At 67.4% G+C, this 14,702-nt stretch carries 10 protein-coding genes; 1 reads left to right on the forward strand and 9 read right to left on the reverse strand.

Annotated elements, in window-relative coordinates; all coding sequences use genetic code 11:
• Positions 1 to 117: 117 nt before the first annotated feature.
• Positions 118 to 3,420: a sensor domain-containing protein gene (locus DESTE_RS16420; RefSeq protein WP_035068956.1), complete on the forward strand. Its 3,303-nt coding sequence runs from the start codon at positions 118 to 120 to the stop codon at positions 3,418 to 3,420.
• Positions 3,421 to 3,724: 304 nt separating this feature from the next.
• Here DESTE_RS16420 and lon read toward each other — a convergent pair whose 3' ends face one another.
• The 9 genes from lon to DESTE_RS16465 form a co-directional block, all read right to left on the reverse strand.
• Positions 3,725 to 6,448, reverse strand: coding sequence for an endopeptidase La (lon, locus tag DESTE_RS16425; RefSeq protein ID WP_035068958.1), 2,724 nt, complete (start codon positions 6,446 to 6,448; stop codon positions 3,725 to 3,727).
• A 19-nt stretch (positions 6,449 to 6,467) separates the two neighbouring features.
• Positions 6,468 to 6,791 (reverse strand): acylphosphatase, encoded by a 324-nt coding sequence (locus tag DESTE_RS16430; protein WP_035068961.1) that lies wholly within the window; start codon positions 6,789 to 6,791, stop codon positions 6,468 to 6,470.
• Positions 6,792 to 6,905: 114 nt separating this feature from the next.
• Positions 6,906 to 7,583, reverse strand: coding sequence for a RadC family protein (radC, locus tag DESTE_RS16435; protein ID WP_035068964.1), 678 nt, complete (start codon positions 7,581 to 7,583; stop codon positions 6,906 to 6,908).
• Between the two features lie 194 nt (positions 7,584 to 7,777).
• Positions 7,778 to 8,902: a DNA polymerase III subunit delta gene (locus DESTE_RS16440; RefSeq protein ID WP_035068966.1), complete on the reverse strand. Its 1,125-nt coding sequence runs from the start codon at positions 8,900 to 8,902 to the stop codon at positions 7,778 to 7,780.
• 90 nt (positions 8,903 to 8,992) lie between these two features.
• Positions 8,993 to 9,580: an LPS assembly lipoprotein LptE gene (gene lptE, locus DESTE_RS16445; protein WP_084559509.1), complete on the reverse strand. Its 588-nt coding sequence runs from the start codon at positions 9,578 to 9,580 to the stop codon at positions 8,993 to 8,995.
• A gap of 2 nt (positions 9,581 to 9,582) precedes the next feature.
• Positions 9,583 to 12,105, reverse strand: a complete 2,523-nt coding sequence (leuS, locus tag DESTE_RS16450; protein WP_035068969.1) for a leucine--tRNA ligase — start codon at positions 12,103 to 12,105, stop codon at positions 9,583 to 9,585.
• A 248-nt stretch (positions 12,106 to 12,353) separates the two neighbouring features.
• Positions 12,354 to 12,851 (reverse strand): transcription antitermination factor NusB, encoded by a 498-nt coding sequence (gene nusB, locus DESTE_RS16455; protein ID WP_035068973.1) that lies wholly within the window; start codon positions 12,849 to 12,851, stop codon positions 12,354 to 12,356.
• Positions 12,852 to 12,855: 4 nt separating this feature from the next.
• Complete coding sequence (gene ribH, locus DESTE_RS16460) at positions 12,856 to 13,326, reverse strand: 6,7-dimethyl-8-ribityllumazine synthase (RefSeq protein WP_035068975.1); 471 nt, start codon at positions 13,324 to 13,326, stop codon at positions 12,856 to 12,858.
• Positions 13,327 to 13,425: 99 nt separating this feature from the next.
• Positions 13,426 to 14,655, reverse strand: coding sequence for a bifunctional 3,4-dihydroxy-2-butanone-4-phosphate synthase/GTP cyclohydrolase II (locus DESTE_RS16465; protein ID WP_035068978.1), 1,230 nt, complete (start codon positions 14,653 to 14,655; stop codon positions 13,426 to 13,428).
• Positions 14,656 to 14,702: the final 47 nt, after the last annotated feature.

Raw genomic sequence — 14,702 nt, forward strand, 5'->3', positions numbered from 1 at the left:
GGGGCGTTCGCCGCCGCATGACCGTGCGTTGCGCATGGCGCGGAGCACGGCCCGCCGTTACGCCCGCCCTGTACCGCAAACCGTCGATGAGCCGGGCCTTGGCCCGCAGGGGGAGACGTGTTGCGCGAACCTTCCGGTGTACACACCGTGTCCGGCGCCGCCGAATCGCATGCCGATCCGGAGAATTCCGCCATGGCCGAGACCAGGGTGAACCCAGACGCGCCCCGGCGTTCTGTTCTGCCGGATGCGTCCCAGGCGGATCAGGCGCATCAGGCCCCCCTGCCGTCACGGTCGCCGCTGCCGCCCGCCATTGGCGTTGCGGACGACGGCCTGTTCGCCGGGCTGCCGGACCTGGCCGCCATTCTGGGCACGCCAGCATCGTGCCCAGAGCAGGAAGAGCCGGGAGCATCGCCAGCACTCGGGCCCTCAGCCGCGACTTCCACCACGGCCACCACGGCCGCCACCGCCCCCACCACGCAGGATTCCCCGTCCGGCGCAGAACTGGCATCGTGCGCACCTGACCAGCCCTCCTCCGGCAGATTTTGGCCCCATGGTGATCTTGCCGCGCAGTTCGGCGCGGCAGGCATCGGCGTGTGCGTGTTCGACCCGGCGGGCCAGTTGCTGTACATGAATGGCCGCATGGCCGACCTGCTGGGCTGCGGGCCGGAAGGCATTCCCTCGCTGTTCTGCGCCCGCATGGTGGGGCTGGAAGGCACTGCCGACGTGCTGGCCCTGTTCCTGCGCGTGGCCTCCGGCCAGGACGAAGGCGGCAGCGTGCGCAAGCGTTTCTTGCGCGGCGACGGCGGCACCATGCTGGCCTCGGTCACCCTGTATGCGGTGCATGACGCCCTGGGCCTGCCGCTGCACGTGGTGCACCTGGTGCGCCCGTTGGAACGCCCAACCCGCGCGGATCGTTCCGAAAGGGGCGGCGACCGGCCCGAGGTACTGGCCCGGCGCCGCTTCGACGACGTGCCCTTTCCCGTGGGCTGGTCCGCCACCGACGGCGCGCAGACGCCTGGCACCGCACGGCCCGACCGCTACCGCGCCGCCTTGCATCTCATCGCCCACGCCACCCTGCACGAGGCCGATCCCGACAGCCTGGGCGCGGCCTTCACGCGCATCTTCCGTTCGCTGCTGCCGGGCGAGCCGCCGGAACTGGTGGTCTACCCTGGCGACGGCAGCCGCACCGTGTATTCGTCCGCCGAGGCGGCAGGGTGCAGGGATGCCGCACCCCCCTGCGACCTTGCGGCGCGGGTGTACCTGCGCGGCGAGACCGTGCGTGTGGACGCCGACGAACTGCGCGAACTGGCCGAACTTGGCGAATGCCTGCTGCCCGATCCCGTGCCCGCCCACTGGCTGGGCGTGCCGTTGCGCACCCGCACCGGCGAGGTGCTGGGGGCCATCGTGGGCCAGGTGGCGGGCGAGGAAGATGCCGAGCGGGTCGGACCCGGTGCGCAGCTTGATCAGGCAGAACGGTCCGGTCAGGCAGAGCGGGCCGGACGCAGCGAACCGGTGGGCACGCAGCCCTTGCCGCGTCCCGTGCCCGCGCGGGCCAGGCCGGGTTTTTCGGCGGAGGACCGCCGCCTGCTGGAACTGGTGTCCGGCCACGTGGCCGATGCGCTGGCCGCGCGGCGCGACCTGGGCCGCCGCGCGCTGGACGAAGTGCGTTACCGTGCCTCGTTCAGGGACGCCGTGGCGGGCATGGCCCTGCTGGATGCCGGGGGCAGGCTGCTGGCGGTCAACCGGGCCTTCGAGGCCGCCTTTGGCTATCCCGACGGCGTGCTGGCAGGCACGGAACTGCGCGACCTGCTGCCCCCGGACGTGGCCGGACAGGCCCTGCGCGAGTTCGGCGGGCTGTGGCTTTCGGTGTCGGCCATCCGCGCGGCGGCGGGCATGGGCGAGGCCGCCGGAACCATGGTGGAGACCTCGTGGCCGTTCCTGCGGGCCGACGGTGAAAAGCGCTGGATGCAGCAGAGCCTGCGCATCCTGCCCGGCGAGGCGGGCCACCCCCCGTGCGCGTTGTTGCAGGTCACCCCGCTGGAGGGCGGCAATGGCCGCGCCGGGCGCGACCCGGCCACCCGCGACGAGGAGCGCATGACCCAGACCGCCTTCCACGACGTGCTCACCGGCCTGCCCAACCGGGTGCTGCTGCTGGACCGCGTGGAAAGCGCCCTCAAGCGTGCCCGGCGGCATGATCATTACCGCTTTGCCGTGCTGTTCCTGGACATCGACCGCTTCAAGGTGGTCAACGAAAGCCTGGGCCATCGCGCGGGCGACGAACTGCTGCGCCTGTTCTCGGACCGGGTGCTGCCCTGCCTGCGCGAGGTGGACACCCTGGCCCGCTGCGGCGGCGACGAATTCGCCGTGCTGCTGGACGACGTGGAGGACACCGCCGAGGTGGGCACCATCGTCGAGCGCATCCAGGACGCCCTGCGCACGCCGTTTCCGGTGCACGACACCGAGGTGTACATGGCCGCCAGCATCGGCGTGGTGGTGCGCGCCCGGCAGTACGCATCCGCAGAGGACATCCTGCGCGACGCGGACCTTGCCATGTTCCGCGCCAAGGAATCGGGCAAGGGCCGTTATGAACTGTTCGACGAAGAGGTGGTCCCCGCCGCCCCGGACAAGCTGCGCCGCGAAAACGAACTGCGCCGGGCCATGGAACGCGGCGAGATAGAACTGTATTTCCAGCCTGTTGTTTCGCTGCGCACCGCGCGCATCACCGGGCTGGAGGCGCTGGTACGCTGGAACCACCCGGATATTGGCCTGCTGACGCCGTCGGAGTTCATCCCCCTGGCCGAGGAATCGGGGCTGATCTACCACCTGGACCGGCACGTGCTGGAACTGGGGTGCGCCTCCGTGCGCGCCCTGCGCGAGCGGGCCGGACCCGCGGCGGAATTCGCCCTGAACCTGAACATTTCCGCCCGCAGCTTCCGCCGCTGGAACATGGTGGAAAGCTATTCCGCCGTGATCCTGGAATCTGGCTGCAACCCGCTGGACATACGGCTGGAAATCACCGAAAGCCTGCTGCTGACCGGCGTGGACGCCGTCACCGACAAATTGTGGAAGTTCAAGGAACTGGGCGTCTCGCTGGTGCTCGACGACTTCGGCACGGGCTATTCCTCGCTGAACTACCTGCGCCAGTTCCCCATGGACATGATCAAGATCGACAAGTCGTTCACCAGTCGCGTGCACGAGGAAAAGGCCGCCTACGGCATCGTGCAGTCCATCGTCAGCCTGGGCCGGGGCCTCGGCCTCGGCGTGGTGGCCGAAGGCATCGAACGGCCCGAACAGGCCGAAGTGCTGCTGGAACTGGGCTGCCTGTACGGCCAGGGCTTCCTGTACTCCCGCCCGCTGCCCTTCGAACGCACCGTCAAGGTGCTGGAACGCCACTGCCCCCTGCCGCTGTCGGCGGGGTAGGGGGGATTTTTACGAAGAAGTGGTGTTTGGAGAAGGTTTGATCGGGGGAAGGGACCCTTTGGAAAGGGTCCCTTCCCCCGAACCCCCATCCCCCCAAACTTTTCAATTGGGGGGATGGTACGAAAGAGGGCCGGAAATTCTCCGGCCCTCTTTCTTGGTTTAGTGAAAAGGTGGGTGATAGAGCCACCGAACTGTAGCGGCGATAGGGCGGGAGCCCCTTTGCCTCAGCCGTTAGGCGAGCTTGCGAGCCTTACGGATGAGGACCGCAACGCGCAAAGGGTCCCCTCCCCGGTTCGTTCTTCCCTTATTCGCTTTTCGGAAACGCCAGCGGCAGCAGGTCGTCGATGTGGGCCACGGGGTGGACCTGGATGCGGTGCAGCAGGTCTGCGGGGATGTCTTCCAGGTCCTTGACGTTCTGGCGGGGGATGATGACGTGCTGCATGCCGCGCGCCACCCCGGCCAGTATCTTTTCCTTGATGCCACCCACGGGCAGCACGCGGCCACGCAGGGTGATCTCGCCGGTCATGCACAGGTCGCTGCGCACGGGCTTGCCGGTGATGGCGGAAAGCAGCGCGGTGACCATGGTCACCCCGGCGGAGGGGCCATCCTTGGGGGTGGCGCCTGCGGGCACGTGGATGTGCAGGTCCAGCTTTTCCGAGAAGTCGGGTTCGATGCCCAGCCGTTCGGCGCGGCTGCGCGCATAGGAAATGGCGGCCTGCGCGCTTTCCTTCATCACGTCGCCGAGCTGGCCGGTCATGGTCACGCCGCCCTTGCCCTTCATGGGGGTGACTTCCACGTGCAGCACCTCGCCTCCGTAGGGGGTCCAGGCCAGGCCCAGGGCCACGCCGGGCAGCAGTTCGGCTTCCTTTTCCTCATCGATGAAGCGGGGCGCGCCCAGCAGCTTTTCCAGCATGCGGGGGGTGACCCGGAAGGGACCTTTTTCGCCCTCGGCCTTGCGGCGGGCCACCTTGCGGCACAGCGAGCCGATTTCACGCTCCAGGTTCCGCAACCCGGCCTCGCGGGTGTAGCCGGTGATGATGCGCTCGATGAGCGCGTCGGGCACGGTCACCTCGCGCGGGGACAGGCCGTTTTCCCTGGCCTGGCGCGGCAGCAGGTAGCGGCGGGCGATGGCCAGCTTTTCCTGCATGGTGTAGCCGGGAATGGAGATGACCTCCATGCGGTCACGCAGGGGCGGGGGAATGGTGTCCAGCTGGTTGGCGGTGCAGATGAACATGACCTTGGACAGGTCGAAGGGCACGTTCAGGTAATGATCGCTGAACGAGAAGTTCTGCTCCGGGTCCAGCACCTCCAGCAGTGCGGATGACGGATCGCCCCGGAAATCGGAGCCGATCTTGTCGATTTCATCCAGCATCAGCACGGGGTTGCGCGTGCCCAGTTGCTTCAGGCTCTGCACGATGCGTCCCGGCATGGCCCCGATGTAGGTGCGCCGGTGGCCGCGTATTTCCGCCTCGTCGCGCATGCCGCCCAGTGAGATGCGCTGGAACTTGCGGCCCATGGCGCGGGCGATGGACCGGCCCAGCGAGGTCTTGCCCACGCCGGGAGGCCCGGCAAAGCACAGGATGGGCCCCTTGGACTTGGGGTTCAGCTTGCGCACGCTGAGGTATTCAAGAATGCGGTCCTTGACCTTGGCAAGGCCCAGGTGGTCCTCGTCCAGAATCACCTTGGCCTTGTTGATGTCCAGCCGGTCGCGCGAAAGTTTGGCCCACGGCAGTTCCGCAAGCCATTCCAGATAGGTGCGCACCACGGTGGCCTCGGAAGAATCGGGGTGCATGGAGGCCAGACGGCGCAACTGCTTGTCCGCTTCCTTGCGGACGTCACGCGGCAACCCGGAGCGCTCCAGGGCGCGGGTGAGGTCTTCCAGTTCCTCGTCCTCGTTGCCAGATTCACCCAGTTCGCGGCGGATGGCCTTCATCTGCTCGCGCAGGAAGTAGTCCTTCTGGGCCTTGTCCATGCCCTCTCGCGCCATGCTCTGGATCTTGGCCTGCATGGACGCCACTTCCACTTCCTTGACCAGTTGCTCGTTGACCAGGCGCAGCCGGGCGTCAGGGTCGGTGCATTCCAGGATGGCCTGCGCGTCGGCAACCTTCATGCGCAGGTTGGCGGCGATGAGGTCGGCAAGGCGGCCCGGATCATCCACGGAATTGAGCACGGCCATGATGTCCGAGGTGGCGATGCCGCGCAGCGAGAGGATCTTTTCGCTCTGCTCGCGGGCGGCGCGCATCATGGCTTCCTGCTCCACGGTGGGCGGGCCCAGTTCCGGCTCGGGCAGGGTTTCCACGCGGGCGGTAAGATAGCCGTCGCCCACGCCGAAGGATTCCACACGGGCGCGGCTGATGCCCTGCACCAGCACCTTCAGCCGGTTGTCGGGCATCTTCAGCATGCGCATGATCATCACCACCGTGCCGGTGGGGTGCAGGTCTTCCGGCGCGGGGTCGTCCACCGATTCGTCGCGCTGGGTGCAGATCATCAGGTAGCGGCTGCCGTTGAGGGCGGCGTCCACGGCCTGCACCGACTTTTCGCGGCCCACGAACAGGGGCAGGATCATGTAGTTGAACACCACCACGTCGCGTACGGGCAGCACGGGCAACTCGTCGGGCAGTACGGGCAGTTCCGGTCCGTCGGGGGCATCCGGAGATTCGGTGGCGTCCGGATTGCCGCTCTCGGCGTCGTCCAGACCGTCGAAGTCATGCGCGCGGGCATCGTCACCGGCGCGGGACGGCGTGGACACGGCGGCCTCCCTGCCTGTGGCCTTGCCCCGTACCGTCTCGCCCTGTTCAGCCTTGCCCTGTGCGACCACGGCTGGGGCATCCTGATCGTCGGGCTGGACGTCGATGACGGTGACGCCGTTGGTGGGGGCAGGCGTTGCATCGGGCTTGGCGTCGGGAGGCGTGCCGGACGCGGCGTCGGGCGCAGGAGTGGCCGACGCGGAATCCTGCTGCTTGTTGGGCTTGCCGGTAGTGGGGCCGGATTCGTCGGGGGTGCCGTCGTCGTATATGTCGTCGGTCATGCGGGGTGCTCCTCGCGTGTCAGGATCGGATATGAAAATCGTGCCGGGGGGCGTCCTGCCCGTTGTGCGTGTCCGGCGCATCGGAAGGTTGCGCGTTCACTATGATCTCGTTCAGGGCTTGTTCTTCCACCTCGGTAACCTTGGCGAACATGGGGCCTTTCCACAGGGCCTCGCGCAGGGCGTCCATGCGCTCGTCCGACCCTTGGGCCTCCAGTTCCACACTGCCGTCGGGCAGGTTGCGCACCCACCCGGCCAGTCCCAGGGCGCGGGCGGTGCGCCCGGTCCACGAGCGAAATCCCACTCCCTGCACCCGGCCGGTGACCCTGAATCGGCTGCGAGTCATGGGCGTGTGCTCCCGGTTTTGTCCGGCGTTTGCGTGCCGGGGTGTGTGCTGCGGGGGACGTCATGCCCTGGGGACGGCTGCCGCCTGATCGGGCATGGCCAGTCCAGTCTTCCGTCAGATCAGGCCGTCGTCCTTGAGGCTGTAACAGGCGTCGTCGGTGACGATGACGTGGTCCAGCAGGCGCATGCCGATGGCCTTGGCCGAAAGTTCCAGTTGCCGGGTGATTTCGATGTCTCCCGCCGACGGCGACGGGTTGCCGCCGGGGTGGTTGTGCACCAGGATGATCGATGCCGCCTTGTGCCGCAGGGCCAGTTCCAGGATTTCGCGCGGGTACACGGCGGATGCGTTCACCGTGCCGCGCGAGGCACGCTCCCACGCCATCAGGCGGTTCTGGGTGTCCAGCAGGGCCACCCAGACCTCTTCGTGGGGAGAGGCGGCAAGGCGCATCCGGGCCATTTCCGCCACCGCCTGCGGGCTGCCCAGCACTTCGCGCTCGCGGGCCGGGGTTTCCACGTAGCGGGCCATCACCTCGCGCAGCAGGGCCCAGAAATCCAGCATGGCCGGGCCAAAGCCCTTCACCCCCAGCAGTTCCGAGGGGCGGGCGTCCAGCACGCCGCGCAGGCTGCCGAAGCGTTGCAGCAGTTCCTTGGCCAGGGGCTTGGTGTCGCGGCGCAGCAGCACGTGGCCCAACAGCAGTTCCAGCACCTCATAGTCGGGCAGGGCGGCGGGGTCGTTGCGCAGCCTGGCCCGCACCCGCTCGCGGTGGCCGTGGTAGTGGGGACCAGTGGTCATAATAAGCAGTCGTGCGGGGCGTGCAAGCCCGTTGTACGGGGGGTGCCCATGGCTGTTGGGGCGTGGACCGCATGGCCGACCGCATGGCCGGGTATGTGGCGATTGGGCGCGGCATGCAGGGTATGGTGGGTCGGGTGGGCGCCACAGGTGGCAACGGCAGCCCGCACGGATTGGGGCAGGACGGTTGCCATCCCTCAGTTCCTCTGCCCGCCCGGCGCGTATGCCGGGGGACGGGGCCTGCCAGCCTGACCTGCTCCAGCATGCCCGCCGCCGGACTGGCCGGTACCGGTGGCGGCACGGCGGCTGCGAGCGAACAGGGTGAACAGCCCGGCCACCAGCACTTCCATGGCCTGCTCGGGCGAGCGTTCGCCGCTCTTGATGCCCAGTTCCGCCTCCAGCGCCAGATCCCATATCCGGGCCAGCCCGGCGTGCCCCAACTGCCGGGCCAGTTGCTGCTTGGGCGGCAATACCGAGGGGGGCAGGCGCACCGGTTCGCCCGCCAGCAACTGCCACAGGATACGCGTTTCGCGCAGCAGCATGCCCAGAAAGGGAAACAGCATGGAATCGCCGCCCAGGCGGTCGCGCAGCACCTGACGCCATACGGTCATGGGGGCGTTGCCCGCTTGCAGCGCGCGCATGAAGGCAAAGATGTCGATGTCCGCCGCGTGGTCCACCAGCGCGGCCATGGCGGCGGTAACCTCCCCGTCGCCCGCGGCAAGCGAGAGCTTTTCCAGTTCGGTGGCGATGGCGGTGGCGTCCGGCGGCAGGGCGGCGCAGACAGCCTCCAGCGCACCGGGGGCAAAACGGATGGCGCGCGATGCGGCATGCTGGCGCACGAAGGTGGCCACGCCGCGCTCGTCCAGGCCGGGCGAGCGCCATATCCACTTCTGTTTTTCCGCAAAGTCCAGACAGCGCAGCCTGGCAATGTGGGCGGGCACCTTGGGCTGGCCCTTGTCGAAGGGGACCTCCAGGCACAGGAACGGCCACGCCAGCGGATTGGGCTTGGCCAGCGCGGCAGAGATGCGTTTCCACGTTTCCGCAGGCAGGTTCTGGGCGTTGCGCACCACCAGGGCGTGCGGCGTGGCGAACAGCCCCTGAAGCGTCAGGTGCTCCCAGAAGGCGGGGGGCAGTGGCTCGTCGCCCCAGAAGGCCTGGCGGTCCCAGGTCGCGGACGCGGAGGGAACCAGCCCCCCCAATCCGGCGGACGTCGCGGAATCGTTACCAGCCGCAGGCGGATGCGCGGCCAGCAGCGCGTCGATGCGGTCGCGGGTCAGGCGGGCGTCGGGGCAGATGCAGATGGTGAAGCCGGGTCGGGTCATGCAGTCACCGTAAGGTTGCGGGGCGGCAACAAGAAGGCCCGAAGGGAACGCCTCCCCTCGGGCCGTTATATCCGGGCCTTGGCCTGTGGTCTAGAAGCGCTGGCGCATCCTGTCCACCAGCCGCCGCACCAGTTCGATGCCCACCTTTTCGGCGGCGTCGCGCTCGTTGTAGGTGTCGTACGAGTCGTAATAACCGACGAGTCCCGAACTCCAGACCACGGCGTTGGTGGCGCCGTCGTACACCGTGGCCTCGGCGGCCATGGAGGCGGTGTACAACTGCGTCCTGTCGTCGGAGTCGCGCACGTCGCCGCGCAGGCGGAAGTAGTGCACCCGCAGCTTGATCTCGTAGTCGGCGCGGCCGTCGTCCTTCCATACCGCTAGGCTGCGCGCGGCCACCTCGTCGCGCAGGGCGGAACGCAGCAGGTACGGCAGCCACGAGTACATGGTGGGGTTGTCCACGCTCTTGATCTTGAGCGTCTTGTGCCCGTCGCCGAAAATGCCGGTTTCCTCGCTGGTCAGGTTGTACCCCGCGCAGCCGGACAGTGCAGACAGGGCTGTCAGGGCGGCCAGCAGGGCCACGACCGGGAGCACGCACAGCATGCGCCGCGTCATGCGGGACAGGAATCCGCCGTTGCGGCCCACATTGGGGCCAAGGTTCCTGAGGGACGCGGCGGCCATGGCTAGCTGACCACCACGTTGACGAGCTTGCCGGGAATGACGACGACCTTGCGCACGGTGACATCCTCCAGATGGCGGGCCACGTTGGGTTCCGACAGGGCGGCGGTCTCTATGGCCTTGGCGTCCGCCCCTGCGGGCACGCTGACGCGGCCGCGCAGCTTGCCGTTGATCTGGACCACGATGGTTTCCTCGTCACGAGCCAGGGCTTCCTCGCTCCATTGCGGCCACGGCTCGTCGGTGACGCGCCCGGTGTTGCCGATGCTGGCCCACAGTTCCTCGGCGATGTGCGGGGTGATGGGCGAGAGCAGCGTGAGCACGGTGGCCACGGCGCTGGACAGCATCCGCCGCCCGGCCTCGTCGCCGGACAGTTCGTCCTTGGCCAGGTACAGCGCGTTGACCAGTTCCATCACCGCCGCGATGGCCGTGTTGAACTGGAACCTGTCGCTGATGTCCGCCCCGGCCTTGCGCACCGTGGCGTGTTCCTTGTTGCGCAGATCCTTGGCCTGGGGCGTTGCGGCGTCCGCCGCAGTGGCCGAGCAGGCCTTCACCGGCAGGAGCACGCCGGAAAGTTCCTCGGCCAGGCGCCAGATGCGCCCGATGAAGCGGTAGGAACCTTCGATGCCCGAATCGCTCCAGTCGAAGTCGCGTTCCGGCGGCGCGGCAAACAGGCAGAACAGGCGCACCGTGTCCGCCCCGTAGCGGGCGATCATTTCGGTGGGGTCCACCACGTTGCCCTTGGACTTGGACATCTTGGCCCCTTCCTTCAGCACCATGCCCTGGGTGAGCAGGTTGGCGAAGGGTTCGTCCAGGTCCATGTAGCCGCAGTCGCGCAGGGCCTTCACGAAGAAGCGCGAATACAGCAGGTGCAGGATGGCGTGCTCCACGCCGCCGATGTACTGGTCCACGGGCATCCAGTACTTCAGCGCGGCGGGGTCGAACGCGCCGTCGTTCTTGCTGGCGCTGGTGTAGCGCGCGAAATACCACGAGGACTCCACGAAGGTGTCCATGGTGTCGGTCTCGCGGCGGGCCTTGCCGCCGCACTTGGGGCAGGCGCAGTCCGCGAATTCGGGGGTGTCGGGCAGGGGCGAGCGGCCGTCCTCGTGGGTGCGCACTTCCAGCGGCAGCAGCACGGGCAGGTTCTCGTCCTTTTCGGCCACCACGCCGCAGGCATCGCAGTACACCACGGGAATGGGCGCGCCCCAGTACCGCTGGCGCGAGATGTTCCAGTCGCGCAGGCGGTAGTTGACGGTGCGGCGGCCCTTGCCGGAGGCTTCCAGCGAATCGGCGATCTTCTGCTTGGCGGCATCGTTGGGCAGGCCGTCGAAGTCGCCGGAATTGACCAGCAGGCCCGCTTCGGTCCAGGCGGACTGCATGGCGGCGGTGTCCAGCGCGTCGCCTTCCGGCTGGATGACCACCTGCATGGGCAGATCGTACTTGCGGGCGAATTCGAAGTCGCGCTGGTCGTGCGCGGGCACGGCCATGACCGCGCCGGTGCCGTATTCGGCCAGCACGAAGTTGGCCACCCAGATGGGCATGCGGCGCCCGGTGAAGGGGTTCACACAATATGCGCCAGTAAACACGCCTTCCTTCTCCAGGTCGTCCGACTGGCGCACGATGCGGTCCATGTTGCGGATGCGTTCCACGAAGGCGCGTACCGCCGGGGCTTCGGGCTTTCCGTCAATGAGCTGTTCCACCAGCGGGTGTTCCGGCGCAAGGCTCATGAAGGTGGCGCCGAACACGGTGTCCTGCCGGGTGGTGAACACGGTGATGGAGCCGTCATTGCCCGATCCGCCGGGGCCCTCCAGCGGGAACACGATTTCCGCGCCGATGGACTTGCCGATCCAGTTGCGCTGCATGCTCACCACGCGCTCGGGCCAGCCCGCTTCCAGCTTGTCGAGGTCGGCCAGCAGTTCTTCCGCGTAGTCGGTGATGCGCAGGAACCACTGGGTCAGGTTCTTCTGCTCCACGGCGGAATCGCAGCGCCAGCACAGCCCTTCGATGACCTGCTCGTTGGCGAGCACGGTGTGGCAGTTGGGGCACCAGTTCTGCGGGGCCTGCTTGCGGTACACCAGGCCCTTCTCGAAGAAGCGCAGGAAGAATTGCTGTTCCCAGCGGTAGTATTCTGGCGTGCAGGTGGCCAGCTCGCGCCGCCAGTCGTACGAATAGCCAAGGCGGCGCAACTGGGTGCGCATGTTGTCGATGTTGGAAAAGGTCCACTTGGCGGGATGCGTGCCGTGCTTGATGGCGGCGTTTTCCGCCGGCAGCCCGAAGGCGTCCCAGCCCATGGGGTGCAGCACGTTGAAGCCCTGCATGCGCTTGAAGCGCGCCACCACGTCGCCGATGGAGTAGTTGCGCACGTGCCCCATGTGGATGTTGCCCGAAGGGTAGGGGAACATCTCGAGCACGTAGTACTTGGGCTTGTCGGAATGATGGTCGCAGTGGAAGGCGCCGCTTTCTTCCCAGGTGCGCTGCCATTTGATTTCGATGGACTGGTGGTCGTATTTCGTGCCGCGTTCGGGTTTCATGCCGCGATGGTCCTTGTGGGATGCCCCGCGCCTGTCCTGCCGTTGGTGACCGGGCCTGTTCCGGTGCCGGAGGGGGCGGGTGTCGGGTCTGGTATCTGGTCGGGAAGGCGTGCCCCCCGGCGAAGACCGAGGGCGCGAGCCCGTCAGACCGTAGCCTTTCGGACGCGCGCCTTCAAGTGCCAATTGCGCATTCGCGGGGTGATTCCGGGCGGTTAAGCGCCGCCGAACTCCCCCGCCAGCACTGGGGCTTACTGCCCCTTGGGCGATAGTCGGCCCGACTCCACCGCGCGGGCCACCGCGTCGAGAATGCCGTTGATGAAACCGCGCGAGTTGTCGTCGCCGAACTGCTTGGAAAGCTCGATGGCCTCGTTCATGGCCACCTTGGCGGGCACGTCGTCGCGGAACAGCATTTCGTACACGGCGATGCGCAGCAGCGTCAGTTCCACGCGGCCCATGCGCTCCACGCGCCAGTTCTGCGAAAAGCCGGATACCGCCTCGTCCAGTTCGGCCTGGGTCTTCCACACGCCGTGGATGACTTCCCATGCGTAGCCCTGCGGGGCGGTGGCGGGGTTGTGCCGTTCGGCCTTTTCGTCCTCGGCGGTGCGGTCTGCCACATCGGGCGAGGCGGCATACGCCGCGCGCAACGCACCTTCGCTGGTGGCCGGGGTAAAACTGAGCCCGTACAGCACTTGGAAGGCCAGCGCGCGCTCGCTGCGCCGGGTGGGTTTTTTGCCCTGGTTGGCCATGGGGTTACAGCTGCTCCATCACGCGCACGGTTTCCAGCACGGCGGCGGCGGCTTCAACGCCCTTGTTGCCTGCCTTGGTGCCCGCGCGTTCGATGGCCTGCTCGATGGAGTCGGTGGTCAGCAGGCCAAAGCCCACGGGCACGCCGGAATCGAGCGAAATGTGGGCCAGGCCCTTGGTGGCTTCACCGGCCACGAAGTCGAAATGGGGGGTGGCCCCGCGAATGACCGCGCCCAGGGCGATGATGCCGTGGTAGCGCCCGCTCTTGGCCAGCTTCTGGGCCACGACGGGCATTTCGAACGCGCCGGGAATGCGGACGATGGTCATGTCCTCGCGCTCGCAACCGTGGCGGGCCAGGTAGTCCACCGCGCCGCCCACCAGGCGGTCCACGATGAAGTCGTTGAAACGGGTGGCGATGATGGCGAATTTCAGGCCCTTGGCGTCGAACTGGCCCTCGATGGTCTTGACGTGCAGCATTGGGGGTCTCCTTTTCCGGCGGCGCGCCGGGGCGTGATATGGGACCGGCCTCCGCCCGCGCCGGGCAAGCCGGGCGCGGGCGGGGCGGTTGCGTGTCGCTTAGATTTCGCTGGGTGCGTCGGTGTGCTTCAGTTCCAGCAGATGGCCCATTTTTTCCTTCTTGGTGCGCAGGTACGCCTCGTTGAAGGAGCAGGATTCCAGTTCCACGGGCACCCGTTCCACCACATCGATGCCGTAGCCTTCAAGGCCGATGATCTTCTTGGGGTTGTTGGTCATCATGCGCATCTTGCGCACCCCAAGGTCCACCAGAATCTGCGCGCCGATGCCGTAGTCGCGCAGGTCTGCCTTGAAGCCCAGCTTGTGGTTGGCTTCCACGGTGTCGTAGCCCTGGTCCTGCAGCGCGTAGGCGCGGATCTTGTTGGCAAGGCCGATGCCGCGCCCTTCCTGACGCATGTACAGCAGCACACCCTTGCCTTCGCCCGCGATCTGGCACATGGCCGCCGCCAACTGGCCGCCGCAGTCACAGCGCATGGAACCCAGCACGTCGCCGGTCAGGCATTCGCTGTGCACGCGCACCAGCACCGGCTCGCCGGGGGTGATGTCGCCCTTGACGAGGGCCAGGTGGGTTTCGTCGTGCAGTTCGTTCTCGTAGGCGATGACGCGGAATTCACCGTACTTGGTGGGCATCTGCGCTTCGGCCACGCGCTTCACGGACAGCAGGCCCGACTGCATGCGGTAGCGGATGAGATCGCGGATGGTGGCGATCTTCATGTCGTGCTTTTTCGCAAACTCGATCAGGTCGGGCATGCGGGCCATTTCGCCGTCGTCGCGCATGATCTCGCAGATCACCGCCGCGCCCTTCAACCCGGCCAGCTTCGAAAGATCGACGCTGCCTTCGGTCTGCCCGGCGCGCACCATGACGCCGCCCTTCTGGGCCCGCAACGGAAAGATGTGGCCGGGGGTCACCAGATCTTCAGGCTGGGCCTCGTCGGCCACGGCGGCCAGGATGGTCGTTGCGCGGTCGGCGGCGGAGATGCCCGTGGTCACGCCCTTGCGCGCCTCGATGGACACCGTGAAGTTGGTGCCGAACTTCGAGCCGTTGCGGCGGGTCATCATGGGCAGTTGCAGCTTGTCCACCTGCGCCGGTTCAAGGGCCAGGCAGATCAGGCCGCGCCCGTGCGTGGCCATGAAGTTGATGATTTCGGGGGTGACATGCTGGGCGGCGATGGTCAGGTCGCCTTCGTTCTCGCGGTCTTCGTCGTCCACGAGGATGATCATCTTACCCTTGCGGATTTCCTCGATGGCTTCCTCGGTCTTGCAAATGGGCATGGCTACCTCTGGATATGCGGCGCCGCCCCGTGCGGGTGCGGCGTTCT

This window comes from Nitratidesulfovibrio termitidis HI1 (assembly GCF_000504305.1).
GTDB lineage: Bacteria > Desulfobacterota > Desulfovibrionia > Desulfovibrionales > Desulfovibrionaceae > Cupidesulfovibrio > Cupidesulfovibrio termitidis.

Bases quoted from the DNA above. Each gene is read 5' to 3' on its own strand.
- lon (WP_035068958.1), bottom strand. From the start codon at position 6,448: ATGACCGACGACATATACGACGACGGCACCCCCGACGAATCCGGCCCC.
- DESTE_RS16430 (WP_035068961.1), bottom strand. From the start codon at position 6,791: ATGACTCGCAGCCGATTCAGGGTCACCGGCCGGGTGCAGGGAGTGGGA.
- radC (WP_035068964.1), bottom strand. From the start codon at position 7,583: ATGACCACTGGTCCCCACTACCACGGCCACCGCGAGCGGGTGCGGGCC.
- DESTE_RS16440 (WP_035068966.1), bottom strand. From the start codon at position 8,902: ATGACCCGACCCGGCTTCACCATCTGCATCTGCCCCGACGCCCGCCTG.
- lptE (WP_084559509.1), bottom strand. From the start codon at position 9,580: ATGGCCGCCGCGTCCCTCAGGAACCTTGGCCCCAATGTGGGCCGCAAC.
- leuS (WP_035068969.1), bottom strand. From the start codon at position 12,105: ATGAAACCCGAACGCGGCACGAAATACGACCACCAGTCCATCGAAATC.
- nusB (WP_035068973.1), bottom strand. From the start codon at position 12,851: ATGGCCAACCAGGGCAAAAAACCCACCCGGCGCAGCGAGCGCGCGCTG.
- ribH (WP_035068975.1), bottom strand. From the start codon at position 13,326: ATGCTGCACGTCAAGACCATCGAGGGCCAGTTCGACGCCAAGGGCCTG.
- DESTE_RS16465 (WP_035068978.1), bottom strand. From the start codon at position 14,655: ATGCCCATTTGCAAGACCGAGGAAGCCATCGAGGAAATCCGCAAGGGT.